The sequence below is a fragment of the Rothia kristinae genome, from assembly GCF_016028855.1.
Classification (GTDB): Bacteria; Actinomycetota; Actinomycetes; order Actinomycetales; family Micrococcaceae; genus Rothia; species Rothia kristinae.
Genome location: NZ_CP065738.1, coordinates 857,831 through 883,435, shown reverse-complemented (window position 1 = coordinate 883,435; position 25,605 = coordinate 857,831). Strand labels below are relative to the sequence as shown.

General features: G+C 69.1%; 20 protein-coding genes, 1 tRNA gene and 1 pseudogene. 8 read left to right on the top strand and 14 right to left on the bottom strand.

Features of this window, described 5'->3' with window-relative positions; genetic code table 11:
* Window positions 1-7: 7 nt before the first annotated feature.
* The 9 genes from I6G21_RS10640 to dnaA all read right to left on the bottom strand — a co-directional run bounded on the left by I6G21_RS10640 (window position 8) and on the right by dnaA (window position 11,192).
* Window positions 8-127: a DLW-39 family protein gene (locus I6G21_RS10640; protein ID WP_208854710.1), complete on the bottom strand. Its 120-nt coding sequence runs from the start codon at window positions 125-127 to the stop codon at window positions 8-10.
* Between the two features lie 29 nt (window positions 128-156).
* Window positions 157-230, bottom strand: a tRNA-Ile gene (locus I6G21_RS03985).
* 112 nt (window positions 231-342) lie between these two features.
* Window positions 343-930 (bottom strand): DUF3566 domain-containing protein, encoded by a 588-nt coding sequence (locus I6G21_RS03980; protein ID WP_064725056.1) that lies wholly within the window; start codon window positions 928-930, stop codon window positions 343-345.
* The gene (gene gyrA, locus I6G21_RS03975; protein ID WP_058748372.1) at window positions 927-3,608 is read right to left on the bottom strand and encodes a DNA gyrase subunit A; all 2,682 of its coding nucleotides are present in this window, start codon (window positions 3,606-3,608) and stop codon (window positions 927-929) included. The genes I6G21_RS03980 and gyrA overlap by 4 nt, the downstream gene beginning before the upstream one ends.
* A gap of 98 nt (window positions 3,609-3,706) precedes the next feature.
* Window positions 3,707-5,734 (bottom strand): DNA topoisomerase (ATP-hydrolyzing) subunit B, encoded by a 2,028-nt coding sequence (gene gyrB / locus I6G21_RS03970; protein ID WP_061225136.1) that lies wholly within the window; start codon window positions 5,732-5,734, stop codon window positions 3,707-3,709.
* Between the two features lie 231 nt (window positions 5,735-5,965).
* Window positions 5,966-6,583 (bottom strand): DUF721 domain-containing protein, encoded by a 618-nt coding sequence (locus tag I6G21_RS03965; RefSeq protein ID WP_224799965.1) that lies wholly within the window; start codon window positions 6,581-6,583, stop codon window positions 5,966-5,968.
* A complete protein-coding gene (gene recF / locus I6G21_RS03960; protein ID WP_129358035.1) occupies window positions 6,576-7,805 on the bottom strand; it encodes a DNA replication/repair protein RecF in 1,230 nt (409 codons plus the stop codon). The genes I6G21_RS03965 and recF overlap by 8 nt, the downstream gene beginning before the upstream one ends.
* A 45-nt stretch (window positions 7,806-7,850) precedes the next feature.
* Entirely contained in the window at window positions 7,851-8,975 is a 1,125-nt protein-coding gene (gene dnaN, locus I6G21_RS03955) for a DNA polymerase III subunit beta (RefSeq protein ID WP_058730474.1), read from the bottom strand.
* 483 nt (window positions 8,976-9,458) lie between these two features.
* Entirely contained in the window at window positions 9,459-11,192 is a 1,734-nt protein-coding gene (gene dnaA / locus I6G21_RS03950; protein WP_064725058.1) for a chromosomal replication initiator protein DnaA, read from the bottom strand.
* Between the two features lie 586 nt (window positions 11,193-11,778).
* On the opposite strand from dnaA, the gene rpmH reads away from it, so the two are divergent.
* The 8 genes and pseudogenes from rpmH (at window position 11,779) to I6G21_RS03910 (ending at window position 20,066) form a co-directional block, all read left to right on the top strand.
* Window positions 11,779-11,916, top strand: coding sequence for a 50S ribosomal protein L34 (gene rpmH / locus I6G21_RS03945; protein ID WP_081046273.1), 138 nt, complete (start codon window positions 11,779-11,781; stop codon window positions 11,914-11,916).
* 105 nt (window positions 11,917-12,021) lie between these two features.
* Window positions 12,022-12,369, top strand: coding sequence for a ribonuclease P protein component (gene rnpA, locus I6G21_RS03940; protein WP_058730476.1), 348 nt, complete (start codon window positions 12,022-12,024; stop codon window positions 12,367-12,369).
* Window positions 12,366-12,800 (top strand): membrane protein insertion efficiency factor YidD, encoded by a 435-nt coding sequence (gene yidD, locus I6G21_RS03935; RefSeq protein WP_224799966.1) that lies wholly within the window; start codon window positions 12,366-12,368, stop codon window positions 12,798-12,800. The genes rnpA and yidD overlap by 4 nt, the downstream gene beginning before the upstream one ends.
* 13 nt (window positions 12,801-12,813) lie before the next feature.
* Window positions 12,814-13,785, top strand: coding sequence for a membrane protein insertase YidC (gene yidC, locus I6G21_RS03930; RefSeq protein ID WP_061225138.1), 972 nt, complete (start codon window positions 12,814-12,816; stop codon window positions 13,783-13,785).
* Between the two features lie 91 nt (window positions 13,786-13,876).
* Window positions 13,877-14,449: pseudogene (locus I6G21_RS03925) on the top strand (Jag family protein); the annotation flags it as partial.
* 326 nt (window positions 14,450-14,775) lie between these two features.
* The gene (rsmG, locus tag I6G21_RS03920; RefSeq protein WP_232238537.1) at window positions 14,776-15,396 is read left to right on the top strand and encodes a 16S rRNA (guanine(527)-N(7))-methyltransferase RsmG; all 621 of its coding nucleotides are present in this window, start codon (window positions 14,776-14,778) and stop codon (window positions 15,394-15,396) included.
* Window positions 15,397-16,002: 606 nt separating this feature from the next.
* Entirely contained in the window at window positions 16,003-16,929 is a 927-nt protein-coding gene (locus I6G21_RS03915) for a ParA family protein (protein WP_081046270.1), read from the top strand.
* A gap of 1,676 nt (window positions 16,930-18,605) precedes the next feature.
* Window positions 18,606-20,066 (top strand): ParB/RepB/Spo0J family partition protein, encoded by a 1,461-nt coding sequence (locus I6G21_RS03910; protein WP_331250958.1) that lies wholly within the window; start codon window positions 18,606-18,608, stop codon window positions 20,064-20,066.
* Between the two features lie 81 nt (window positions 20,067-20,147).
* Here I6G21_RS03910 and trxA read toward each other — a convergent pair whose 3' ends face one another.
* The 5 genes from trxA to I6G21_RS03885 form a co-directional block, all read right to left on the bottom strand.
* On the bottom strand, window positions 20,148-20,474 hold the full coding sequence (gene trxA / locus I6G21_RS03905; protein WP_058730481.1) for a thioredoxin: 327 nt from the start codon (window positions 20,472-20,474) through the stop codon (window positions 20,148-20,150).
* 26 nt (window positions 20,475-20,500) lie between these two features.
* The gene (gene trxB, locus I6G21_RS03900) at window positions 20,501-21,469 is read right to left on the bottom strand and encodes a thioredoxin-disulfide reductase (RefSeq protein WP_058730496.1); all 969 of its coding nucleotides are present in this window, start codon (window positions 21,467-21,469) and stop codon (window positions 20,501-20,503) included.
* A 287-nt stretch (window positions 21,470-21,756) separates the two neighbouring features.
* On the bottom strand, window positions 21,757-23,271 hold the full coding sequence (locus I6G21_RS03895) for a discoidin/SUN/FTP domain-containing protein (RefSeq protein WP_129358033.1): 1,515 nt from the start codon (window positions 23,269-23,271) through the stop codon (window positions 21,757-21,759).
* Between the two features lie 82 nt (window positions 23,272-23,353).
* Entirely contained in the window at window positions 23,354-24,988 is a 1,635-nt protein-coding gene (gene murJ, locus I6G21_RS03890) for a murein biosynthesis integral membrane protein MurJ (protein WP_058730483.1), read from the bottom strand.
* A gap of 52 nt (window positions 24,989-25,040) precedes the next feature.
* A complete protein-coding gene (locus I6G21_RS03885; RefSeq protein ID WP_058730484.1) occupies window positions 25,041-25,541 on the bottom strand; it encodes an NUDIX hydrolase in 501 nt (166 codons plus the stop codon).
* Between the last annotated feature and the right edge of the window lie 64 nt (window positions 25,542-25,605).

Sequence of the window (25,605 nt, the reverse complement as noted above, 5' to 3'; positions counted from 1 at the left end):
GGGTGGTTCAGTCGACCCGATCCGTGGACGCCTGCCACGTGGACTTGGTCTCCTGGGAACCCCGGTACCTCTTGGCCACGGCGAGGGCCGCGGCACCGGCGGCCAGCGCCGCCAGGATCTTCCGCATGAGCGGACCTCCTCGAGTGAGGGATTCGGTGGGCGTACCAGGAATTGAACCTGGGACCTCTACATTATCAGTGTAGCGCTCTAACCGTCTGAGCTATACGCCCTCACGCGGCCCGTGGGCCACGATGAAACACTACCGGCTGCCCGCGGCGGCGGCCAAATCCGCCCCCGGTGACCTCGCGCACAGGCGGGGCCGCCGGGCGGCGGACCACCGGGTCAGTCGTCCGTCAGGGTCACCCCGATGCCGCCCACCAGCTTGGCCGCGATGTTGTACAGGAACCCGGCGATGATGCCCAGCAGGGTCAGCAGCACCACGTTCAGCACGGACAGGATCGTGGCGTACACGGCCACCTGCCCCAGGGAGAGGTAGTCCGTGAGCTGCACGGCGTTGCCCTGGCTGGAGAGCATGGACAGGATCGAGTTGATGCCGTCGAAGATGCCGGTGACCTCGAAGACCAGCCACAGGATCACGGTGGCCACCACGGTCACGATGCCCACGGCCACGGACAGCAGGAACACCAGCTTGGCGATGGACCACAGGTCGATCTTCGCGACCGTCAGGTGGGCACGACGCACCTTGGAGCGCGGGGCGGGGCGCACCAGCGGGCGGTTGGCCGAGCCGGCGGGCCGCTTGACCCCACCCGCCGAGGAGGTGCGCCCCGAGCCTGCGCGTCCCGCGGAGGAGGCGGAGGACTTGGTGGCCGTGACGGAATCCCGGCCCCGGCTCGGGGCGGGCCGCCGGGCGGAGGTGCCCGACGCCGAGGAGGGCTTGCGCGCCTCGGATCCCGAATTCTTCGTGCTCACTCGTTACCTCCGTGGGACTGCGGACCGGCTGCTGCCGGTGCGTCGGTGCGATCAGTGTCTGCGTCCAACGGTACTTCATGATCCGCCCCCGGGACCCCCACGGCCCCGCCCTCGGCCACGGGCTCCCCGTCGTCCACGCCCTTGTCCTGGTTGCGGGCGATGGACAGGATGCGGTCCTTCTTGCCCGGCTTCGCGAAGATCACGCCCATCGTGTCCCGGCCCTTCGCGGGCACCTCGGCCACGTGGGAGCGCGCCACCTTGCCGGACTCCATGACCACCAGCACCTCGTCGTCCGCGCCGACGATCAGCCCGCCCACCAGGTCCCCGCGGTCCTCCGCGAGCTTGGCGACCTTGATGCCCAGGCCCCCGCGGCCCTGCACCCGGTACTCATCCACCCGGGTGCGCTTGGCCCAGCCGCCCTCGGTGACCACGAAGACGTACGCGTCGTCGGTGACCACGGAGGCGGCCAGCAGCTCGTCGCCGTCGCGGAACTTCATCCCGGTCACCCCGGAGGTGGCCCGGCCCATCGGGCGCAGCGCCTCGTCCGTGGCGGTGAAGCGCAGGGACTGGCCCTTGCGGGAGATGAGCATCAGGTCATCCTCCGCCCCGGCCAGCTGCGCGGAGATCAGCTCGTCCTCCTCGCGCAGGTTGATCGCGATGACCCCGGAGGTGCGGTTGGTGTCGTAGTCGGACAGGCGCGACTTCTTCACCAGCCCGTGCTTGGTCGCCAGGATCAGGTACGGCGCGTCCTCGTAGGAGCGCAGGGCCATGACCCGCGCGATCGTCTCCCCCGGCTGGAAGGCCAGGACGTTGGCCACGTGCTGGCCCTTGGCGTCCCGGCCGGCCTCGATCAGCTCGTACGCCTTGGTCCGGTAGACCCGGCCGAGGTTGGTGAAGAACAGGATCCAGTGGTGCGTGGTGGTGACCACCAGGTGCTCGACGACGTCGTCCCCGCGCAGCTGCGCGCCCCGGATGCCCTTGCCGCCGCGGTGCTGGGAGCGGTACTGGTCGATGCGGGTGCGCTTGACGTAGCCGCCGCGGGTGATCGTGACGACCATGTCCTCCTCGGGGATGAGGTCCTCCACGGACATGTCCCCGTCGTAGCCCATGAGGATCTGGGTGCGCCGCTCGTCCCCGTACCGGCCGACGATCTCCGCCAGCTCCTCGGAGATCAGCTCCCGCTGGCGCTGCTCGGAGGCGATGATCCCCCGGTACTCCTCGATCTGGCGCATCAGCTCGGCATGGCGATCCTGGATCTTCTGCCGCTCCAGAGCCGCCAGGCGGCGCAGCTGCATGTTCAGGATCGCCTGGGCCTGGGCCTCGTCGATGTCCAGCAGCTGCATCAGCCCGGTGCGCGCCTCCTCCACGGTGGGGGAGCTGCGGATCAGCCGGATGACCTCGTCCAGGGCGTCCAGGGCCTTGAGCAGGCCGCGCAGGATGTGCGCCTCCTCCTCGGCCTGGCGCAGCCGGAACCGGGTCCGGCGCACGATGACGTCCATCTGGTGGGTGACCCAGTGGCGGATGAACGCGTCCAGGGAGAGGGTGCGCGGCACGCCGTCGACGATCGCCAGCATGTTCGCGGAGAAGTTCTCCTGCAGCTGGGTGTGCTTGTAGAGGTTGTTCAGCACCACCTTGGCCACGGCGTCGCGCTTGAGCACGATGACCAGGCGCTGCCCGGTGCGCCCGGAGGTCTCGTCGCGGATGTCCGCGACCCCGGAGATCTTCCCGTCCTTGATCAGCTCGGCGATCTTGATGGCCAGGTTGTCCGGGTTGGCCTGGTACGGCAGCTCGGTGACCACCAGGCAGGTGCGCCCGTGGATCTCCTCCACGTTGACCACCGCGCGCATCGTGATGGACCCGCGCCCGGTGCGGTAGGCGTCCTCGATGCCCTTGTGCCCGAGGATCTGCGCGCCGGTCGGGAAGTCCGGGCCCTTGATCCGCTGGATCAGGGCCTCCAGCAGCTGCTCGTCGGAGGCCTCGGGGTTGTCCAGGAACCACTGCACGCCGTCGGCGACCTCGCGCAGGTTGTGCGGCGGGATGTTGGTGGCCATGCCGACGGCGATGCCGGAGGAGCCGTTGACCAGCAGGTTCGGGAAGCGGGCGGGCAGGACCGTGGGCTCCTGGTTCTTCCCGTCGTAGTTGTCCTGGAAGTCCACGGTGTCTTCCTGGATGTCCCGGACCATCTCCATGGCCAGCGGCGCCATCTTGCACTCGGTGTACCGGGGTGCGGCCGCGCCGTCGTTGCCCGGGGAGCCGAAGTTCCCCTGGCCCAGGGCCAGCGGGTAGCGCATGATCCAGTCCTGGATCAGGCGCACCAGGGTGTCGTAGATCGCGGAGTCGCCGTGCGGGTGGTACTGGCCCATGACGTCGCCGACGACGCGCGCGCACTTGTTGAAGGAGCGGTCCGGGCGGTACCCGCCGTCGTACATCGCGTAGATGACGCGCCGGTGCACGGGCTTCAGGCCGTCGCGCACATCCGGCAGGGCGCGGCCGATGATCACGGCCATCGCGTAGTCCAGGTAGGAGCGCTGCATCTCGGTCTGCAGGTCCACGGCCTCGACCCGATCGGTCAGACGGATCTCCGGACCGGGCACGGCCGGGTCCACGACCTCGCCCTCGTGGACCTCGCGCTCCTCGTTCTCTGCGCCGTTCTCCGGCGTGGCGTTCTCGTCGCTCATGGCTGTGTGCTTTCCGTTCTGGGGTGTGCTCTGCGCTGTCTCGCCGCATCGCCGCCCGGCTCATTCCGCGTGGGGAATATGATCCGGACGGCATGCGATCAGATGTCGAGGAAGCGGATGTCCTTCGCGTTCTTCTGGATGAACTCGCGGCGGGACTCCACGTCCTCGCCCATCAGCACCGAGAACACCTGGTCCGCCGCGGCGGCGTCATCCATCGTGACCTGCAGCAGGGTGCGGTGCTCGGGGTCCATGGTGGTCTCCCACAGCTCGGTGTAGGACATCTCCCCCAGGCCCTTGTACCGCTGGATCCCGTTCTCCTTGGGCAGGCGCTGGTTGTTGGCCAGGCCCCGGGCCACCACCTCGTCCCGCTCAGCATCCGAGTAGACGTAGTCGTCCGCAGCGTTGGACCACTTGATCCGGTACAGCGGCGGCTGCGCCAGGTACACGTACCCGGCCTCGATCAGCGGGCGCATGAACCGGAACAGCAGGGTCAGCAGCAGGGTGGTGATGTGCTGGCCGTCCACGTCGGCGTCGGCCATCAGCACGATCTTGTGGTACCGGGCCTTCTCCACCTTGAACTCCTCGCCGATGCCGGCGCCGAAGGCGGTGATCATGGACTGGACCTCGGCGTTGGACAGCGCCCGATCTAGGCGGGCCCGCTCCACGTTGAGGATCTTCCCCCGCAGCGGCAGGATCGCCTGGCGCTCCGGATCCCGGCCCTGCACGGCCGAGCCGCCCGCGGAGTCGCCCTCCACGATGTAGATCTCCGAGATCGTCGGATCCTTGGAGGAGCAGTCCTTCAGCTTGCCCGGCATCCCGCCGGACTCCAGCAGGCCCTTGCGCCGGGTGGTCTCCCGGGCCTTGCGCGCGGCCACCCGCGCCTGCGCGGCCGTGATGGCCCGGCGCACGATGGCCTTGGCCTCGTTGGGGTTGCGCTCGAACCAGTCGCCCAGCTGATCCGAGACCTCCCGCTGCACGAAGGCCTTGACCTCGGAGTTGCCCAGCTTGGTCTTGGTCTGGCCCTCGAACTGCGGCTCGGCGATCTTCACCGAGATCACCGCGGTCAGGCCCTCGCGGATGTCATCGCCGGTGAGGTTGTCGTCCTTGTCCCGCAGCAGCCGGTTGTCCCGGGCGTAGCGGTTGACCAGCGTGGTCAGGGCCGCGCGGAAGCCCTCCTCGTGGGTGCCGCCCTCGTGGGTGTTGATGGTGTTGGCGTAGGTGTGCACGGACTCCCGGTAGGCCTCCGTCCACTGCATCGCCAGCTCCAGGGAGAGCATCCGCTCGGTGTCCTCGACGTCGAAGGCGATGACGTCCTCGTGGATCACCGGGGACTTCTGGCTGGCGTTGAGGAACTGCACGTAGTCCAGCAGCCCGCGGTCGTACTGGTAGACCACGGTGCGGTGGCCCTCCGCGGTGGTGGTCTCCGTGTTGAGCTTGAGCTCCTTGGGCTTCTTCTCCTCCGCCACATGGTCCTCGAAGTCCACCGCGGTGCGCTCATCCGTGAGCGTGATGCGCAGTCCCTTGTTCAGGAAGGCCATCTGCTGGAAGCGGGCGCGCAGGGTCTCGTAGTCGAACTCCACCGTCTCGAAGATCTCCGGGTCCGGGTGGAAGACCTGGGTGGTGCCGGTCGCGGTGGTCTCCCGGCCCCGGACCAGCTCCCCCTGGGGCACCCCGCCGTCGGCGAAGGCCATGGTCCACTCGTAGCCCTGGCGGCGCACGGTGGTCTCCACGCGGGTGGACAGGGCGTTGACCACGGAGATGCCGACGCCGTGCAGACCGCCGGAGACCGCGTACCCGCCGCCGCCGAACTTGCCGCCGGCGTGCAGCACGGTCATGACCACCTCGACGGTGGGCCGGCCCTCGGTGGGGTGGATGTCCACCGGGATGCCGCGGCCGTTGTCCACGACCTTCACCCCGCCGTCGGCGAGGATCGTGATCTCGATGTGGTCCGCGTACCCGGCCAGGGCCTCGTCCACGGAGTTGTCCACGACCTCGTAGACCAGGTGGTGCAGGCCGCGCTCACCGGTGGAGCCGATGTACATGCCCGGGCGCTTGCGGACCGCCTCCAGCCCTTCCAGGACCGTGATCTCGTTCGCGCCGTATTCGTGCTGCTCTGCGGATGCCACTGGGGGAATCAAGCTCCTTGGGTCCGGGCGTCGCGGGTGCGGACGCCCATCATTCAGTCTTTCCTCGATTCTAGCGGGCCGAGCCCCGGGCGCACCGCCGATTCCGCCCACTGAGGAGCTTCCCGAGGTGGCATCTGCCCCGTCATCGGGCACAGAAGGCGGCTGAGTCGTCCTGACCCCGTCTGGCTGGGGGATCCCCCGTGACCGGGGGTTCGGGACGGCAGCGGGCGCTCAGCCGTAGGTGTCCCGCGGGCCCCGACCACCCGGGGCCACTCGACGGCCCTTCCGCCAGGAGGGCGCGGCGGGCCCCCGCACGGTGACCCGGGTGACGATGCCCGGGCCCAGCTCCCGTTCGAAGGTGCTCAGCAGCTGCCCCTGCATGGTGCGCAGGTAGGTCGCGTAGTTGGTGGAGTCGCAGCGGACCGTGACCTCGCTGTTCTCATAGCTCTCCGGGCTGGCGTGCGCGGCGATCGAAGGACCCACCAGCTCCTCCCAGCGGGAGAGCACGCTGCCCACCGCCACCGGCTCCTTCCACCCGCGCGCGGCGATCATGTGCGCCATCACGGGGCCGACCCCCTGCGGGTCCCGCGAGGACTTCCCCGGCCCGGTGTACCCGCCGAGCACGCGCGGATCCCAGCCCTCCTCGCGCCAGCGCCGCCTGCGGGACTGCCCCGGCGCCGCGGAGACGACGGCGCCGAAGTCCTTGATGATCCGGCGCGCGGCACCCCCGGTGACCCTCCCCTCGCCCCGGGCCACGGCCGCCTCGCGCAGGCGCTGCAGCAGGGAGGCCGGGGCGTCGATCTCGTCCCGCTCCAGCTCCCGGCGCACCTCCTCGCCCCGCTCAGGCACCCGGCGCCCCCGGGCCCTCCGGCTCCTCCGGCGCGGCGTCAGGGGCGCCGGCGTCGGAGTCCACCGGGTGCACCTCGCCGGGGCTGACCTGCAGCACCCGACGCCGCCCGGGCAGCTCCCGCGGCAGATCCTCCTCGACCGCACAGGTCACCAGCACCTGCTCCGCCGCGGAGACGATCCGCGCCAGCCGGGAACGGCGCACCGCGTCCAGCTCCGCGAAGACGTCGTCCAGGATGAGGATCGGGTAGGCGCCGGGGGCGTCGTCGTCGGCCCGGTGCACGTACCAGGAGCCCAGGCGCAGGGCCAGGGCGTAGGACCACGTCTCCCCGTGGGAGGCGTAGCCGCGCGCCGGGATCCCGCCGAGCATCAGCTGCACCTCGTCCCGGTGCGGCCCCACCAGGCTCATCCCCCGCTCGATCTCATCCTGGGCCTTCTCCTCCAGCGCGCTGGCCAGCATCTGCCCGAGCCGGGCCGGGCTCAGCGCGGCCAGGGCGGCGACGTCCTCCCGCGGCCGGGCGCCCAGGGTGAGGGACTCGTAGCGGAAGGCCAGCTCCTTGCCGCCGTCGGTCAGCTGCCCGTACGCCCGGTCGGCCTCCGGCAGCAGGGCCGCCAGGACCTGGAAGCGGGCGTGCAGGATCCGGGCGCCGAGGTTGACCAGCTGCCCGTTCCACACCTCCAGCGTGGCCCGCTCCTCCGGTCCGGTGCGTCCCGAGCGGCGCAGGGACTTCAGCAGGGCGTTGCGCTGGCGCAGCACCTTCTCATAGTCCGCCCGGTATCCGGCGACCACCGGGCGCAGGGAGACCGCCAGATCGTCCAGGAAGCGACGACGCAGCGCGGGTTCGCCCTTGATCAGGGCCAGGTCCTCCGGGGAGAACAGGACGGTGCGGCAGATCCCCAGGGCCTCGCGCACCCGCACGGGCGCGGCGCGGTTCAGCCGTACCCGGTTGGCCTTGCCGGGGGTGATCTCCAGCTCCATGACGGTCTGCTGGCCGCCGCGCACCACCCGGGCCCGGATGTAAGCGCGCTCGGCACCCACCCGCACCAGCGGGGCATCGGCGCTGACCCGGTGGGAGGCCAGCTCGGCGCAGTAGTCCACGGCCTCGACGATGTTGGTCTTCCCGACGCCGTTGCGCCCCACCAGCACGGTGAGCCCCGGCGTCAGGGCCAGATCCAGGAACCGGTAGGTGCGGAAGTCCATCAGCGAGAGGTGGTCGATGTGCACCGGGCCGGCTCCTCCTTTCCTGCTCTGATCCGCTGCGCGCGGGCGCTACTGCTGCGGCAGGCGCACCGGCATCAGCAGGTACCGGTAGCGCCGATCCTCCTCCGCCTCCGGGCTCTCCTGCGGGGAGAGCACCGCCGGCTTGGGCGGGGTGGTGAAGGAGAAGCGGACGTAGTCCCCGCCGATCGCGCCCAGCCCCTCGGACAGGTACACGGGGTTGAAGGCCACGGTGATGTCCTCGCCCTCCAGTTGGGCCTCGATGACCTCGTTGGCCTGGGCGTCCTCCCCGGTCCCGGCGTCCAGGGTCAGCTGGCCCTGCACGAACGCCAGGCGCACAGGGGTGTTGCGCTCGGCCACCAGGGAGACGCGCCGCACGGCCTCCACCAGCTCCCCGGTGCGCACGACGGCGTGGATGGGGGTCTGATCCGGGAAGAGCGAGCGGATCTTGGGGTACTCTCCGTCCACCAGGAGGCTGGTGGTGCGCCGCCCGCCGGATTCGAAGCCGATGAGCTCGTGGGATCCGGACAGGGCGATGGACAGCTGCCCGGCCCCACCCAGAGTCTTGGCGACCTCGTTGAGGGTGCGGGCCTTGATCAGGGCGGCGGTCTGCAGCCCCTGGTCCGCGGGCTCCCAGATCAGCTCGCGCATGGCCAGCCGGTAGCGGTCCGTGGCCAGCAGCGTCATGTTCGGTCCGTCGATCTCCATGCGCACCCCGGTGAGGATGGGCAGGGTGTCGTCCTTGCTGGCGGCGATGATCACCTGGGAGACCGCGTGGGCGAAGGCCGCGCCGTCCACGGTGCCGGAGACCTCCGGCAGTCCGGGCAGCTCGGGGTAGTCCGAGACGGGCATGGACGCGAGGTTGAACTTCGCGGAGCGGCAGGTCAGGTACACCTTGGAATCCCGCGTCTCGACGGCGACCGGGGCGGAGGGCAGGGAGCGGCAGATGTCCGCCAGCAGCCGCCCGGAGACGAGGGTCTGACCCTCCTCGATGACCTCGGCGGCGATGGACAGCTTGGCGGAGGTCTCGTAGTCGAAGCTCGCGATGGAGACCTCCCCGCCCTGGGCGGTGATCAGCAGCCCGGAGAGCACCGGCACCGGGGGCCGGGGGGACAGGGAGCGGGCCGTCCAGGTGACGGCCTCGGCCAGTACGTCGCGGTCGACTGAGAATCTCACGGTGGCGCTGTCCTTCTTCCGCGCGCAGCGCGCGGGGTACGAGGGGATCGGATCTGGGGCCAGCTTACCGGAGCCGGACCTCGGGGATTCTTGGAATTCCACAGGCCGGGCGGCCGGTCACGGCCGGATCCCGGCCCTGCCGGCAGGCTCGAGGGTCTGGGAGGTTCGTTGTCGGGGATGATCTCTTAAAGGATCGGGAGTATTAACAACCCGTGTGGATTCTGTGGAAAAACGCCCGGATCCCTGCCGGCTCGCGGATCGCGGGTGTGGGCAACCTGTGGTCGTCGTCGGGGACGGATCCTGCCGGCATGTGGAGCCGCGAGACCGGCCTGATGCGGGATCCACAGCCTGCGGGCGGTGCATCCCCTTAAGCTCCACAGTCCGAGCGGGGTTGTCCACAGTTCTGTCCACAGCTGTTAATAACAGGGCCCGGATCACCCTGTGGAAACGGTGGATGAGCTCGGGCGGGCCCCGGACCGGGCCTCAGCCCTCGCGGTGCTGCTGCTTGATGCGGTTGGTCAGCTCGGTGACCTGGTTGAAGATGTTGCGCCGCTCGGCCATGAGCTTGCGGATCTTCCGCTCCGCATGCATCACGGTGGTGTGGTCCCGGCCCCCCAGCTCCTGGCCGATCTTGGGCAGGGACATGTCCGTGAGCTCGCGCAGCAGGTACATGGCGATCTGCCGCGCGGTGACCAGTGTGCGGTTGCGGGACTTGCTGCGCAGCTCCTCCAGCGACACCTCGAAGTACGCCGCGGTCTGCCCGAGGATCGTGGAGGCGGTGATCTCGGAGACGCCTTCATCCGTGATGAGGTCCTTGAGCACCAGCTCCGCCAGCGGCAGGTCCACGGCCTGTTTGTTCAGGGAGGCGTAGGCCGTCACCCGGATCAGCGCGCCCTCCAGCTCCCGGATGTTGGTGGTGATGTTGGAGGCGATGTACTCCATGACCTCGTCCGGGGCGTCCAGGTTCTCGCTCTGAGACTTCTTGCGCAGGATCGCGATCCGCGTCTCCAGCTCCGGCGGCTGCACATCCGTGATCAGGCCCCACTCGAACCGGGAGCGCATCCGCTCGGCGAAGCCGGTCAGCTGCTTGGGCGGCAGATCCGAGGTGATGACCACCTGCTTCTGGTGGTTGTGCAGGGCGTTGAAGGTGTGGAAGAACTCCTCCTGCGTGTGTTCCTTGCCCGCGAGGAACTGGATGTCGTCGATCAGCAGCAGGTCCACGTTGCGGTAGATCTGCTTGAAGCTGGAGCCCTCGTCGTCGCGGATGGAGTTGATGAAGTCGTTGGTGAACTCCTCCGAGTTCACATACCGCACCCGCATGTGCGGGAACATCCGCTTGGTGTAGTGCCCGATGGCGTGCAGCAGGTGGGTCTTGCCCAGCCCGGAATCCCCGTAGATGAACAGCGGGTTATATGACTTAGCCGGCATCTCGGAGACGGCCAGGGCCGCGGCATGGGCGAAACGGTTGGACTGCCCGATGACGAAGGTGTCGAAGACGTACTTGCTGTTCAGCCGGGCGCTGGACTCCCACTCCGCGTCGTTCGGCGCGGTGTTGGATGCCATCTGGGGAATGTCCTGGCCGGGGGTGACCACCTCGGGGCGCGGGGCCTCGGACTCCGGGGAGCCGGCCGGGGCCGACGTCGGGCGGGAACCGGTGAGGGAGGCCGGCTCCTGTCCGGCCCCGGGCACGTGCAGCGGAGAGGGGACGGTGCCCACGTGGCCGCGCTCGGCTTCCAGCTCGCTGATGGGCGGCAGGCCGGGCCCCTGCTCCGAGCTCGCGTGCCGGGCCTGATCCGCCCGCGGGTGATCGGTGGGAAGCCCTCCCTCGGCGGTGGAGTGCCCGGACTCTCCGGACGTCCGCGTCGGGGCGGCGTCGGCGCGGGGGCTGCGCAGCTGCTGGGGCGAGGCGGTGGCCTGGGCCCGGCCGGGCACCGGCGTCTCCAGCTCCGGGTCGATGACGAAGGCCTCGGTGATGCCCATGTCCTCGGGGAAGGCGCGGTTCAGCGCCTCCTTGAAGGCGACGTTCAGCTCCCGCTGGAAGACGTCGCGGGTGTACTCGTTGGGCACCGCGATGATCAGGGTGGTGCCGAACAGCCCCTGCGGCTGCGCCTTGTCCAGGGAGCCCTTGACCCGGCGGGTCAGGTCGGGGTTGTTCTGCAGGTCCGCGATGCACGCCTCCCAGCGCGTCTGGATCTGCTCGTTGCCCTGAACGCTCACGGTGCTCCTCGAAGTCGGCGACGGGACGGATCGAGGGCGCTGGAGGCGTTCGCGCCGGCGGGTCGGGCGCGGTCCTCCACCGGTTCTCCCCGGTCTGTCCACAAGGTTGTACACACCCGCCTGCTCTGTGGATAACGAGAGGCGGCTCCTGCCAGCCTAGAGCATCCCGACCGCGGGAATCCGCCGCAGTCGGCCGCTTCCGGTAATCACAGGACTGTAGTTCCGCGTCTTCTCGGGGTTGGGGATGGTGGGAACTTCTCTGGGGTTTATCCACAGACTGGGATGGTCGGTGGATGCACACCCTGGGGAAGCGGGATGCACCTCGTCTGACGACATCGGTGCGCCGCGCAGGGCTTGACCGCCCCACCGCCTCCCTCTTAGACTCGATCAGTCGTCCGTGTGCCGTCAGTGTGCCCACCGACCCTCCAACCCGGGCTGCCCCGCAGCCCATCGGCGGTTCGAGGAGACCCGGTGCGCGGCCCTGCACGCCGCGCGGATCGCATCGCCCCACGCGTCGCCCCTGCGGATCCCCGTCGGATCCACCAGCGCGGGCAGCGCCCGAATCGACGTCAATGGAGTACCCACCGTGAGCAAGCGGACTTTTCAGCCGAATAACCGCCGTCGTGCCAAGAAGCACGGCTTCCGTCTGCGGATGCGCACCCGCGCCGGCCGCGCCATCCTGGCCCACCGCCGGTCCAAGGGCCGCGCGAACCTCTCCGCCTGAGCCGCACCCCCGTCGTCGGGGACTGAGGCGCTGTCCCGCCGCGCCCGGGAGATGATCCCGCGCGGAGGCACCCGCACCCCGGCACGTCTTCGAAGGAGCCGCTCAGTGCTGGCCCAGCAGCACCGGATGCGGACGTCGGTCCAATTCTCAGCAGCCACGCGTTCCGGCGCCCGTAGCGGGCGCCGGAACGTCGTCGTCTACGCCCACCCCTGCGCACCGCAGGAGCCGACCCTCGTCGGCTTCATCGTGTCCAAGGCGGTGGGCAACGCCGTCGTGCGCAACCGGGTCAAGCGGCGGCTGCGCGAGCTCGCCGCCGAGTCGATCGCCGAGACCCCTCGCGGACTGCACCTGGTGGTCCGCGCCCTGCCGGCCTCGGCCGAGGCGGATTGGAGCCGCCTCGGCGCGGACTACCGGGCGGCCCTGATCGCCGCCCGGCGGAAGCTCGCCGCATGAGCCCCGACCAGGACGCCGGAAGAACCCTCGAGGCCGCGATGGAGCCCCAGCAGCTGCTGGAGCGGGCGCCGACGGAGTACGTGCGCGTCCGCGGCGTCGGGCAGGCGCTGTGGACGCTGCCGCAGAACCTCGCCATCGGCCTGCTGCGCCTGTACCGCAGGATCATCTCGCCCCTGTACGGGGAGGTGTGCCGGTACTTCCCGACGTGCTCGGCGTACGCGCTGGAGGCCTTCACTGTGCACGGCGCGGTGCGGGGACTGGGCCTGACCGTGAGACGATTGCTGCGGTGCCATCCCTGGGCCTCCGGCGGCCTGGACCCGGTGCCCGTCGGCCCCCGGACCTTCGCGCCGGGACGCGCCCCCCAGATCCTGCTGCTGAACCATCCGCGCTGCGCGCACGCACATGACACCCCCGTGGAACCGCGGGGCTAGGAGTCAATCCCCGATGAACCTCTTCGACCTCATCCTGTGGCCCTTCAAGTGGATCGTCTCCGCGATCCTGTGGTTCTTCCACACGGTGTTCACCGCGATCGGCATGGACGCCGCCTCCGGGTGGACGTGGGTGCTCGCCATCGTCTTCATGACCCTGGTGATGCGGACCCTGACCATCCCGCTGTTCGTCAAGCAGATCAAGTCCATGCGCGGCATGCAGGAGCTGCAGCCGGAGATGGCCAAGATCCAGGCCAAGTACAAGGGCAAGAAGGATCAGCTCTCCCGCCAGGCGATGGCGCAGGAGCAGATGGCGCTGTACAAGAAGACCGGCTCCAACCCGCTGTCCTCCTGTCTTCCGATCCTCGTGCAGATGCCGATCTTCTTCGGCCTCCTGCAGGTGCTGCGCGGGGTGCCGGCGGCGGCGTCGTCGGGATCCAATCTTCTGGTGCTGCCCGCGGATATGGTGCACCAGTTCAACGACGCCACGATCCTCGGGGCGCCGCTGTTCTCCACGCTCATGCAGCCCGGCCATGGCAACCACACGGCCACCGTCGTGCTCGCGATCCTCATGATCGTGCTGATGAGCGCGACCCAGTTCTTCACCCAGCGTCAGCTGACCTCCCGGAACATGAGCGACCAGGCCAAGGAATCGCCCATGTATCGGCAGCAGCAGATGATGCTGTACCTGTTCCCGATCATCTTCGCCGTCGGCGGCATCAACTTCCCTCTCGGTGTGCTCGTGTACTGGACCGTCTCCAACTTCTGGTCCATGGGCCAGCAGTGGTGGGTCATCCGCAACAACCCGACGCCGGGCTCTCAGGCCGAGCGCGAGCTCAACGAGCGCCGGGCCGCCAAGGGCCTTCCCCCCGTGGGCAAGACCAAGGAGGAGCACGAAGCCGAGCTGGAGGCCCAGCGGGCGAAGGCCCAGGCCGGGCAGCGCCGTCAGCCCGTGAGCAAGCAGCGCCAGAAGAAGAAGCGGAAGTGATCCGCGGCGGGATGGGCGCGACCACGGGTTCGGAGTGCCCTCCCGCGGCCCTCGAGCGCACCGACCGCACGGATGGAGCAAGGAGCATCTGATGTCAGCACAGCAGCCCACCGACCAGCGCCGCGACGACGACGCCGCGGAAACCGCACACGCCAGCGCCGCGGAGGCCGCGGCCTCAGAATCCAGCGCTGAGGAGGCGGCGCTGCGCGAGGAGGAGAGCGAGATCGCCGCCGACTACCTCGAGGAGCTGCTGGACATCGCGGACCTGGACGGCGACATCGAGATCGAGGTGCACCAGAACCGCACTTTCCTCTCGGTGGTGGCCGAGGGCGAGCAGGCCGAGGACCTGAAGATGCTGGTGGGCAAGCACGGCGAGGTGCTGGACTCCCTGCAGGAGCTGGTGCGGCTGTCGGTGCTGGCGGCCACCGGCAACCGGTCTCGGCTGATCCTGGACATCGCGGGGCATCGGGAGCGGCGCAAGGGCGAGCTGCGCCGCCTCGCCGAGGAGGCCGTGGCTTCGGTGCGCGAGTCCGGGAAGGACCGCCACCTGCAGCCCCTGAGCCCCTATGAGCGCAAACTGGTGCACGACTTCGTCGCCGAGCTGGGCTTCCTCTCTGCCTCGGAGGGCGAGGGGCCGAAGCGCCACATCGTGGTGACCGGCCCCCGGGAGGCCGCCGAGGATGCGGCGTCGGTCGCCGGTGCTGATGCCGCCGACGCCGCTGGCGGTGCGACTGGCGGTGTGCCTGGTGCGCCGGGGGCTGTGCCCCAGCACCCGGATCCGGCGGAGGTGACCGTGGACTTCACGGCACCGGGTGAGGAGCCGGCATGAGCCGCCCGCACACCGGATCCGCCGCGCGTGATGCTGCCTCGGATTCCCGGGGCGCTGACGTCGCGCCTCAGGGTGGCGGCGCTGGGACGCGGGGTTCCCACGCCGACGCCGGCTCTCGGGGTGCCGGGACCGCCGCGTCGCCGGCGCAGGCTCCGGAGCCTGTGGGCGAGGAGCTGCGGGCGGCCGAGGAGGTCTTCGGTGAACGCCTGGATCTCGCCCGCCGCTACGTGGGTCATCTGTCGGACAGCGGGATCGAGCGAGGCCTGATCGGCCCCCGGGAGGTTCCGCGGCTGTGGGTCCGTCACGTTCTGAACTGCGCGGTGGTCCAGGAGCTGATCCCCCAGGGCGTCTCCGTGGTGGATGTGGGCTCCGGAGCGGGCCTCCCGGGGCTGTGCCTGGCTCTGGCCCGACCGGATCTGTCCCTGACTCTCGTGGAGCCGCTGGAGCGGCGCGTGATCTGGTTGGACGAGGTGGTGCGGGACCTGGAGCTGGGGGATTCGGTGCGCATCCTGCGCGGCCGGGGCGAGCAGATCGTCGGCGAGGTCGAGGCGGACATCGTCACCGCGCGCGCCGTCTCGGCCTTGGGTGGTCTCCTGGACATCACCCTGCCGATCCTGCGGGGCACGGGGCAGCTGCTGGCCCTGAAGGGCCGCTCCGCCGAGGAAGAGGTGCGCAAGGCGCGCAAGAAGCTCTCCAAGTACGGCGCCCGCGAGACCGAGATCCTCACCGTCGGGGATCGGCTGCTCAGCGAGCCGACGACGGTGGTGCGCGTCAGCCTCTGAGGCTCCGTGTCTCCCGGGCTGTGGGTCTCCGGGGTGGTGAGGCTGGGGCGCTGTGATGCGCCTCTGGCATTGTGCTGTGCTGAGTCGCTGAGGCTTGTGGGTTCGCGAGGCTGTGAGGCTGTGGCTCTGTGAGGCTGCGCGGTGCGGGCGTCTGCGCCTCGCCTCACGCCGTCTCGCACATCCGCGACAGGTTGTGTTCGGTCTTCCCCGACGCAGCGTCTGCCAGTGTCTGCGGTGTCCGCAGGCGGTGGTGGAGGCTGTGTGTGGGTTCAGTCGGCGTGGGTACTCCGCGTGGGTGTAGTCCGTGTGGAGCGGGGTCGCCAGGGGCGGCGGTGCCGGAGACTGCGTATGCCTGTGGACTCCGCCGCCGGGGCATCCATTAGCCGGGTACGCTGGGACGAGACGTGATCACCCGGAACGGCCGCGGTGCGACTCTGGACGAGGAGGAGGTCTGCGGACGCCATGACCTCTCCCCCACCTTCCCACCGTCTGAAGGGTGTCTTCGGGGATGCACTGCCGCCGCAACCCCGGGACCTCCCGACCCCGATCCACCCCGACGTCGGCCGTCGTGTTTCACGTGAAACATCGTCCGTGGAGTCCGCCGCGATGGCGGAGGCCGTACAGTCGCCTGTAGCGAGAGAGCTCATGAACGAGAAGAAGCGCTGGAAGAAGCTCAACCAACAGCAGGTGCAGCCCCCTGCGGAGACGCGGATCTTCACGATCAGCAACCAGAAGGGCGGGGTCGGGAAGACCAGCACGGCCGTGAACCTCGCGGCCGCCCTGGCTGAGCGCGGCCTGCAGACGCTGGTGATCGACATCGATCCGCAGGGCAATGCCTCCACAGCGCTGAATATCGAGCACGGGACGGACATCGTCTCCACCTACGATGTGCTCATCGAGGACACCCCGATGCAGGAGGCCGTGCGCCCCTGCCCGGATGTGGAGAATCTGTACTGCTTGCCCTCGAACATCGACCTGGCCGGGGCCGAGATCGAACTGGTCTCTCTGGTGGCTCGGGAGCAGCGGCTGAGCCGGGCTCTCGGCGATTACGCCAAGTATCTTGCCGTCAACGACCTCCCGCGGTTGGATTACGTGTTCATCGATTGCCCGCCGTCCCTCGGGCTGCTGACCATCAACGCCTTCGTGGCCGCGCGTGAGGTCCTGATCCCCATCCAGTGCGAGTACTACGCCTTGGAGGGGCTGAGCCAGCTGCTCAAGAACATCGACATGGTGAAGAAGCACCTCAACCCCGGACTCGAGGTCAGCACGATCCTGCTGACCATGTACGACGGCCGCACCAATCTGTCCTCTCAGGTGGCCCAGGAGGTGCGAGACCACTTCCCGCAGCAGACCCTGGAAGCGATGATCCCGCGGTCGGTGCGGATCTCCGAGGCGCCGAGCTATCAGCAGACCGTCCTCACCTATGATCCCCATTCGACCGGCGCCCTGTCCTACCTGGAGGCGGCCGTCGAGATCGCGCAGCGGGCCGACGTGGATGCTGCCCCCGGGCAGCATCGCGCCCGCCACCTCTAGGAGACGACGGAGGGCGAGGCGGCGGCCCGCTGCTCCATGTGTTTCACGTGAAACATGCTTGGTCCGTGCGGAGGTCCGGGCGGTGGATGGAGGGCATTACCGGTCCGGGAGCGGCAGCACCTTCGAACGTTCAGGTTCAGCTGTCCCCTTGATAGATCCGAAACGATTGATCTCCGTTATTGTTTGCCAACGGCCAATGCGGAAGGCAGTCCTCGTGGGGTTGCGCGAGCCGGATGGTCGCAGAGTCTGACCTTCCAAATCCCGTCCAGGGGGAGGAGGGCCTGATGCGCCCGGATCGGGCACACCGGCGGTGCTGAGAGAGTCACCAGACCCCCGGGGGACTACCCAAGGCGACGGCATCCTGTCCGAGTCGAGGGCGGAGCGTCCAGCAAGTTCACGTCATGTTTCACGTGAAACACGCGCGCACAGACGATCATCATGACCGGGAAGCCGGGAAGCCGGGAAGCCGGGAAGCCGGGAAGCCGAGCGTCTGGATCCCCGAAACCTTGGGTCTGGACCACATCTCCCGGTAGTCCGCGACTGACCCAACACCTAACGCCATCGTGATCGGGGACGCAAGAATTCGGCACACGACCCGAGGGATAGACCTCTATCGTGGGCTCGCTCGGTACATCCTCAGGGATGTGAGAAGCACTCTCCGTGGAGAGGCGCGGACGTCCCTGCGTACCGGACCCATAGATCAGTCGCGCCCTGCCGGAGTTGGAGCGTAGGCGCTTTCGCCCAATCCAGCGCCCGTTTCACGTGAAACGGAGGAGTACGTGGCACCTTCGACGTTCGCCATGGGAACGCGTGGGGCTCGGCTGTGCTGCGCAGGTGTCGTCCGCCCCTAGGGCTGGTCAGACCGAAGGGCGCAGGAGACCTCTGCCGTGAGTCGTTATGTTCGGGTGTCCATCTGCTGCTCTCCACGCGGACTTGAGGGGATCCGCTCCGAAGGGGGACAGCTTGGCACAAGAGCTTTCACGTGTCTGGCCCCCCATCCCGACCCATCTGTCGCTGTCTACTGCCTTCACGATGAGCGTCCAGGAGGTGGTCTTCACCCGTCCGGCCAATATTGCCCTGTCGACCGGCAGCAGCCCGGATTGTCTGCCCCTGTCCGTGTGCTCCCGTTGAAGGGAACCCGGCGTCCTCCGGGCAGATGGTCTCGGCGCCCCAGTGGGGAGGGTGGAGTCAACACGCCGGTTTGGGAATCGGTGGCACTGAGGATGGGCGGTTCTGACCCATGCGATGAAGGTGAGCCTGCAGTGGATGCCGTACATTCACACGATCCGGCCCCGGTTCGAGCGAATGGCCCGCGGTGGGAGGTCGATTCCTGTGGAGGAGGACGGTTCGATGACACCGAGGCCCAGTAGAATCGGAGCGACGAGTGTCGAGTGGGAAGGTCGAGGGACATGGCAGAGAGACGACGTGGATTGGGGCGCGGACTGGGGGCTCTCATACCGAGCTCACCCGAAGAGGAACCGACGACATCCGTCGATTCATCGGCTGCTGCCGGTCATACCGGTGATGCTGGGGCGGAGACGAAGGACCAGGCGGGACGTCGGCGTACCCCGGCCGGAAGGTCGACGTCAGGCTCGTCGGGCCGATCGAGTGCGAACGGCCCGACCGTTTCACGTGAAACATCGAGGGCTGAGGCGTCGAGCGGTGGAGGCTCTTCCGTGGCCGACAACCAGGCTGCATCGCCGAGCGGACAGGGAACGGCCTCGACCTCCGCTGGAGCGAGCGGAAAGGTCGGCGCGAAGAGTGGCGGTCGAGGGACGAGCGGGCGGTCGGCCGCCAAGAAGGCTTCCGCTGCGACCTCGGCGAGCGGGGCGAAGAACGGCGAACAGACCGACAACGCTCCGGAGAAGCCCCAGAAGAAAGCCTCTACAAGTCGTTCTGCGAAGAAGAGCGGGCGATCCGCTGGGCGCGCCGATATGGGCGCCGCCCTTCGCAAGAGCGGTGCGGGCCGGCGACCGGTTGATTTCTTCTTCGAGCCGAGCGCCGCCGCCCAGGAAACGAAGAGCGAGGATCCGCGAACCGCCGAGGCGGGGACCGGTGAACGGGGGAGCTCCTCGTCGAGCAACGCGACTGTTTCACGTGAAACGGCGGAATCCAGCGCTGGCACCTCCTCGACCAACCGTCGCCCGGACGATCGATCCTCCAGGCCCGTCTCCGCCTCCGCATCGACACATGACTCTGCCCAGGCCTCAAAGTCTGACCGCTCCGGCACAGAGGAGGGCGAGCAGCGGACCACGAGGACTCGGACCGGTTCTGCGGACGCACCCGTGTCCGAGACGGATCAGGACCTGGTGCCCGTCCCCGGGGCGCTGTTCGGAGAGATCCCCGTCCGGGACATCCACCCGAACCGGAAGCAGCCGCGCCAGGAGTTCGACCCCGATGACATGGCCGAGTTGGTGCACTCGATTCGGGAGATCGGGGTGCTCCAGCCGATCGTGATCCGCCCCAGCCAGGAGGACGGCCCGGAGAAGTACGAGCTGGTCATGGGTGAGCGGCGCTGGCGAGCCAGCCAGGAGGCCGGGCTGGACCGGATCCCGGCGATCATCCGCGAGACGCAGGACATCGACCTGCTTCGTGATGCTCTTCTGGAGAATCTCCACCGCAGCCAGTTGAATCCGCTGGAGGAGGCGGCGGCGTACCAGCAGCTGCTCCACGAATTCGGGACCACCCAGGAGGAGCTGGCACGCCGGATCGGCCGGTCGCGCCCGCAGATCAGCAACACCATTCGCCTGCTGCGTCTGCCCGCCCTGGTGCAGCGTCGGGTTGCGGCGGGAGTGCTCTCGTCCGGGCACGCCCGCGCCCTGCTGGCGCTGTCGGACCCCGCCGCCATGGAGAGGCTCGCACAGCGCATCGTGGCGGAGGGACTATCAGTGCGCTCCGTCGAGGAGATCATCCAGTCCGGGGCGGCCGCCGGTCCGGAGAAGAAGAAGCGCCGGCCGTCGGCCCCTCGGCATCATGAGAGGTTTGACTACATCGCCGACGCGTTTGCGGACAAGCTCGACACCAGCGTCAAGATCGCCCTGGGGGCCCGCAAGGGGAAGATGACCATCGAGTTCGCCTCGGTGGACGATCTCAACCGCATCATCAGCGTGCTGGATCCGGAGATCGAGCGCGGCTGACGACACAGCACGAGGCCCGCATGTTTCACGTGAAACATGCGGGCCTCGTCGTCGGATGGGAGGCGCGTCAGGCGGGGGAGATCAGCCGAGGAACTCGGCGAACTCCTTCTCCAGGACGGCCTTGGGCTTGGCACCCACGCTCGTCTTGGCCACCTCGCCGCCCTTGAACACGTAGATCGCGGGGATGGAGGTGATGCCGTACTTCGCGGCGGTCTCGCTGTTCTCATCCACGTTGAGCTTCACGACGTCGACCTTCTCCGCGTGCTCCTCGGCGATCTGATCGAGGACGGGGCCGACCATCCGGCACGGGCCGCACCACTCGGCCCAAAAATCCACGATGACCGGGCGATCGCTGTTCAGAACGTCTTCCTGGAAGGACGCATCGGTGACTGCTCTGGCGCTGCTCATGACAGCTCCTTTCGGTGGGAAGGGTGTTACAGGGTTTCCAGGTAATGCTGGACGTCGATGGCGGCCACACAGCCGGAGCCGGCCGCGGTGATCGCCTGGCGGTAGGTGGGGTCGATGACGTCCCCGGCGGCGAACACCCCGGGGAGGCTGGTCTTGGAGGAGCGGCCCTGCACGGCGATCGTGCCCTCGGCGGTCAGCTCCAGCTGGTCCTTGACCAGCTCCGTGCGGGGGTCCGAGCCGATGGCCACGAACAGGCCGCTGACCTCCAGGCGCTGCGTCAGCCCGGACTTCACGTTGCGCACCTGCAGGGCCTCCGTCTGCGCGGCACCCTCGATGCCCACCACCTCGGAGTCCCACACGAAGGTGATCTTCGGGTGCTCCAGGGCCCGGCGCTGCATGATCTCCGAGGCCCGCATGGAATCGCGCCGATGGATGATGGTCACCGAGGAGGCGAAGGTGGTCAGGAACAGCGCCTCCTCCAGGGCGGAATCCCCGCCCCCGACGACGGCGATCGGCTTCTCCTTGAAGAAGAACCCGTCACAGGTTGCGCACCAGCTGACGCCGTGCCCGGACAGGCGCGCCTCATCCTCGAGGCCGAGCTTCCGGTACTCCGACCCGGTGGAGACGATCACGGCCTTGGCCCAGTGCACGGACCCGTCCGCGACCGTGATCCTCTTCAGCTCGCCGGCCAGCTCCACGGACTCCACATCCTCGTAGCGGATATCCGCACCGAAGCGCTCCGCCTGCTGCTGCATCGTGGACATCAGCTCGGGTCCCTGGATGCCATCCACGAAGCCGGGGAAGTTCTCGACCTCCGTGGTGGTCATCAGGTCCCCGCCGGCCGCCACCGAGCTGGCGAACACGATGGGCTTGAGGTTGGCGCGGGCCGTGTAGATCGCGGCCGTGTACCCGGCCGGCCCGGAGCCGATGATGGCGACGTCGTGCACTGAGTCCTCCGCGGACGGCGCGATGGCCTCCGCGGCCGACGACGGCACGGCGTCGTCACGGCCCTCGGCGGCGGGCTGCTGGTTCAGGGAGATCACGGGGGAACCCGCGGCGAAGACGTTCTCGTTCACGTGCTGGGGGACCTTTCCTGCGGCCCGCGGGATGCCGGGCCGACGCGCTCGGGCGGGAGGAGGCGCCTCGCAAGACGCCCCGGTGCTTCTACAGGGTGGAACCGGGGACCGGGGAGGGATATTCCGCGCGACGAGCCCGGGGCCACAGCGCCTCACCGGGCCACCTGGCCAGCCGTGCCTCACCGGACCGCCGGGCGCACAGCGCCTCACCGGACCGAGATCTCCCCCAGACGCAGCCCGTAGGGGTACCCGCCGATCGGCTGGGACAGCCGCGGAGCGGAATCCACGAAGACGATCACGTACCGGGCGGTCTTCGAAGAGGCCTGTTCGTTCAGGCGCACCGTGGTCTGCGCGGCGTCGAAGGTGCCCTTCCCGGCCTCCGTGGCGCCGTCCAGGGACGGGGAATCGCTGGTGTAGACGGTGAAGGACCCGCCGGTCCCGCCCTGCTGATCCACCGTCACCTGGCTGACCTTCGCCGGATCCTGCAGCTGGACGGCGATGCCGAAGCCGGAGATCAGGGAGCCGAACTGCGCCGAGGAGAAGCCGTAGCTGGTCCACACGGTGGACGGGTTCCCATCCACCACCTGGGACAGGGTTCCGTCCTGATCCGCCATGAACGAGGCGTTGCCCGGCACGATCCGCTGCGCGGAGACGGCGCGCGGCTCGGCGCCGTCGTCCTCGGTGGGCGAGGCGGAGGCCGACGCGGAGGAGCTGCCGGTCCCGGAGGCCTCGGAGCCCCCGGAGGAAGCTGAAGACGCAGGAGCAGAGGAGGAGCCGCCGCCGATCGAGGAGACCATCGCTCCCAGCCGGGTGAAGCCGAAGAAGACCAGTCCGGCCAGCAGCAGGATCACCACCAGCGTCGTGATCCACAGGCCCCCGCCGGGGCCGCGGCGGCGCGGTTCGTCGTCGTACTCCTCCTCATCGTCCGGGGAGAGATCCTCGTCCTCGGGGTCCTCATCGGCGACGGTCTCGGCCCCGGGATAGGTTCCGGTGGCGGGATCCGGGGAGGTCGGCCCGGCGTAGGCGGGCTCCGCCTCGTCGTACCCGTAGTCGTAGGCCCGGTCATCGTCGGCGTCCCCGACGCCGCTGCCGTCGTAGCCGGCGTCCGCGGCGCGCCGAGAGGCGGCCGACGCCGCGGCGCCGCCGGCCGCATCGGAGGCGGCGCGATCGAACAGGGTGCCTCCGGAGCGGCTGGAGCGCCCGGAGCGCTGGGCGGGCGGCTCCTCGCCGAAGGACTCGTAATCCGCGTCGGTCCAGCGGGTCACGGCCGGACCGTCCTGCTCCCGCTCCTCGGCTCGAGACTCGTCGACCGGGCCGGTGACGGCCTCGTAGCCGTCCTCCGCGCCCGCCGGGGCATCTTCGGTGCCGAAGATCTCGGAGCCGAGGGCCTCTCCGCCGTCATCCGGGTCCGCGCCTCCGGGCAGCAGGAGGTCCAGCAGCTCCTCCGAGTCGGTGTGGGAGGTGATGAGGTAGGTGGTGTCCTCGGACTGGCCGAGGTCCAGGATCTGCAGGGACCTGGAGCGCGGCCCCGAGGCCAGGGAGCGGGCGTTGTCGATGAGCAGCTCGGCGTGCTGGGGGCCCGCGGCTAGGATGGACACCTGCCGGCCCAGCACCTGATCCCGGCCCTCCAGGACCTGGTCGCGCGCGGCCGTGGTCAGCACCTGCGCCGTCACCTTGTAGCGACCGCCCAGCACGGTGCCCAGCTCGATAGCCTGCGTCACGAGTCCTCCAGCTCTCCTTGCGAGGGTTCTTCCGGGCCCGGTGCGGACCGCTGCCCACGATCCTACCGGGGTGTGGCGGGGATTACCGGCCCAGTCGGGTGCGCACCATGCGGACCATGCCGTCCAGCTCCCGCACGTGCAGCAGCTTCAGCGCCCCCAGGTACAGCACCCCCATGAGGGTCCCTCCCGCGGCGATCGTGATCAGGGAGGTGATCTGGTTGCTCCAGGCGAACCCGGAGAAGTCCGAGCCGCCCAGCAGCGTGAGCACCGCGAAGCCGCCGATCCCGGCCAGCAGGGCAGCCACGGTGACCCGCAGGTGGGTGGTCATGATGTTCGCGACGTCGTAGTCCCCCAGCCAGCGGCGCAGGCTGCGGTGGTACAGCAGGGTCGCGAGGATGTTCTGACCGGCATACAGACCGGCCAAGCCGAAGACGATGTGATCCGGCTGAATATGCTTGATGAGGAATCCTCCGATGATCAGGTACGCCGCGCAGATCGCCTGGTTGATCAGCGGGGTCTTGGCGTCCTCGTGGGCGTAGAACATCCGCCCCATCATGAAGGACGTGGTCAGGAACGGACCCCCCAGGGCGATCACCGTGATGACCTGCCCGACCACCGCCCCGGCCACCGGGCCGCCGCCGCCGAACAGCACGCCGATGGGCCCAGCGAAGACCACCAGGGCCACGGCGCAGAAGATCGTGGCCACGCACGTGATCCGCAGGCCGCGGGAGAGGGTCGCGATGAGGGTGTCCCGGTCCTCCTCCGCGGCGGAGCGGGACATCTGGTTGAACAGCACCGTGGCCACGGACAGCCCGATCACCCCGTGCGGCAGCTGGTAGAGCATGGTCGAGTTGTCCAGGGCGTTGTTCCCGGCGATCGGCACGTCGTAGTCCGCGCGGAACCCGGCGGGGGTGGTGGCCAGGTGGGCGACGTAGAGGAACGCGAGGTTGGCGATGACGCCGGTGGCCAGCGTCCAGCTGGCCAGGCGCCCGGCGGTGCGCAGCCCGATCCCGCGCCAGCCCAGCTTGATCCCCAGGCCGATCTTCAATGCCTTGAGCGGAATGAACAGGATGAGGGCCTGCAGCGCGACGCCCACGGTGGCCATCCCGGCCAGCCAGAAGGTCTGCTGGGAGGTCCAGCTCTCCGGGGTGTGCTGGGCGGACTGCTGCGTGCCGAACAGCCACACGAACACCAGCAGCGCCCCGATCGCGACGACGTTGTTCAGGGCCGGCGCCCACATATACGCCCCGAAGGCGCCGCGGGCGTTGAGGATCTGGCCGACCACCGTGTAGAGCCCGTAGAAGAAGATCTGCGGGAAGCACCAGAGGGCGAAGGTCACCCCGAGGTCGATCTGCTGCTCGGACCACCCGGAGGCCATCACGGAGATGATGGGTCGGGCCAGCAGGACCACGAGTCCGGTGACCGCGAACAGGCCGATCACCGCGAGGGAGAGCAGCCGGGAGATGTAGTCCGCGCCGCCGTCGGGATGCTTGGAGGCCTTGATGACCTGGGGGACCAGCACGGCGTTGAACACGCCCGCGGCCACCAGCACGTAGATCTGGTTGGGCAGGGTGTTGGCCAGGGCGAAGACGTCTCCGACGTTGGTCGCACCGCCGATGGCGACGGCCAGCAGCATGGTCTTGAGGAAGCCGAGGATGCGCGAGACCAGCGTCCCGGCGGCCATGATGGCGCTCGAGCGCGCACCGGTGGTTGCCATAGGAGGTATTCCCTGTCCGTGATATTCCGTGTCGACGCGGCGGCCGGGCCCGTCAGAGCTGGTGGATGAGGTACTCCCGGGCGATGTCCGCGATGCGGCGCTCGTTCGGGAAGGAGAGCTTGCGCCCGAGGTCGTCGATGCCCACCCAGGCGACGTCGATCGCCTCGTGGTCCGGATCCTTCTCCGTGGTCAGGTACCCGCCGGTGGCCTGCAGGAGGAAGTGGTGCACGGTCTTGTGCACCCGGTGCCCGGAGACGGAGAACCAGTAGTCGATGGAGCCCAGGCCCGCCAGGATCTCCCCGGCCACCCCGGTCTCCTCCTCGATCTCCCGGCGCGCGGCCTGGGCGTTGGTCTCCTGGCCCTCCGGGTGGCCCTTGGGCAGGCACCATTCGACGCGCCCGCCGCGGTTGAGGCGGGCGATGATCGCCACGGGCTGGCCCGGCGTCTCCAGGTCCACGACGAGGCCCCCGGCGGAGACCTCCTCCACCGTGGGCGTGGCCGAGACGGGCAGGAGCACCCGTCTCTTCGGCGCCCGCGGTACTGGAAAGCTCATGTGTCCACCTTACAGAGTCGTCCGCGACCGGCTCCCGGGCCCGGCTGCCCGCCCCGGGGCCTGC

Bases quoted from the DNA above. Each gene is read 5' to 3' on its own strand.
- I6G21_RS10640 (WP_208854710.1), bottom strand. From the start codon at position 127: ATGCGGAAGATCCTGGCGGCGCTGGCCGCCGGTGCCGCGGCCCTCGCC.
- gyrA (WP_058748372.1), bottom strand. From the start codon at position 3,608: ATGAGCGACGAGAACGCCACGCCGGAGAACGGCGCAGAGAACGAGGAG.
- yidD (WP_224799966.1), top strand. From the start codon at position 12,366: ATGAGCCCCGACCAGGACGCCGGAAGAACCCTCGAGGCCGCGATGGAG.
- yidC (WP_061225138.1), top strand. From the start codon at position 12,814: ATGAACCTCTTCGACCTCATCCTGTGGCCCTTCAAGTGGATCGTCTCC.
- I6G21_RS03915 (WP_081046270.1), top strand. From the start codon at position 16,003: ATGGCGGAGGCCGTACAGTCGCCTGTAGCGAGAGAGCTCATGAACGAG.
- trxA (WP_058730481.1), bottom strand. From the start codon at position 20,474: ATGAGCAGCGCCAGAGCAGTCACCGATGCGTCCTTCCAGGAAGACGTT.
- murJ (WP_058730483.1), bottom strand. From the start codon at position 24,988: ATGGCAACCACCGGTGCGCGCTCGAGCGCCATCATGGCCGCCGGGACG.
- I6G21_RS03885 (WP_058730484.1), bottom strand. From the start codon at position 25,541: ATGAGCTTTCCAGTACCGCGGGCGCCGAAGAGACGGGTGCTCCTGCCC.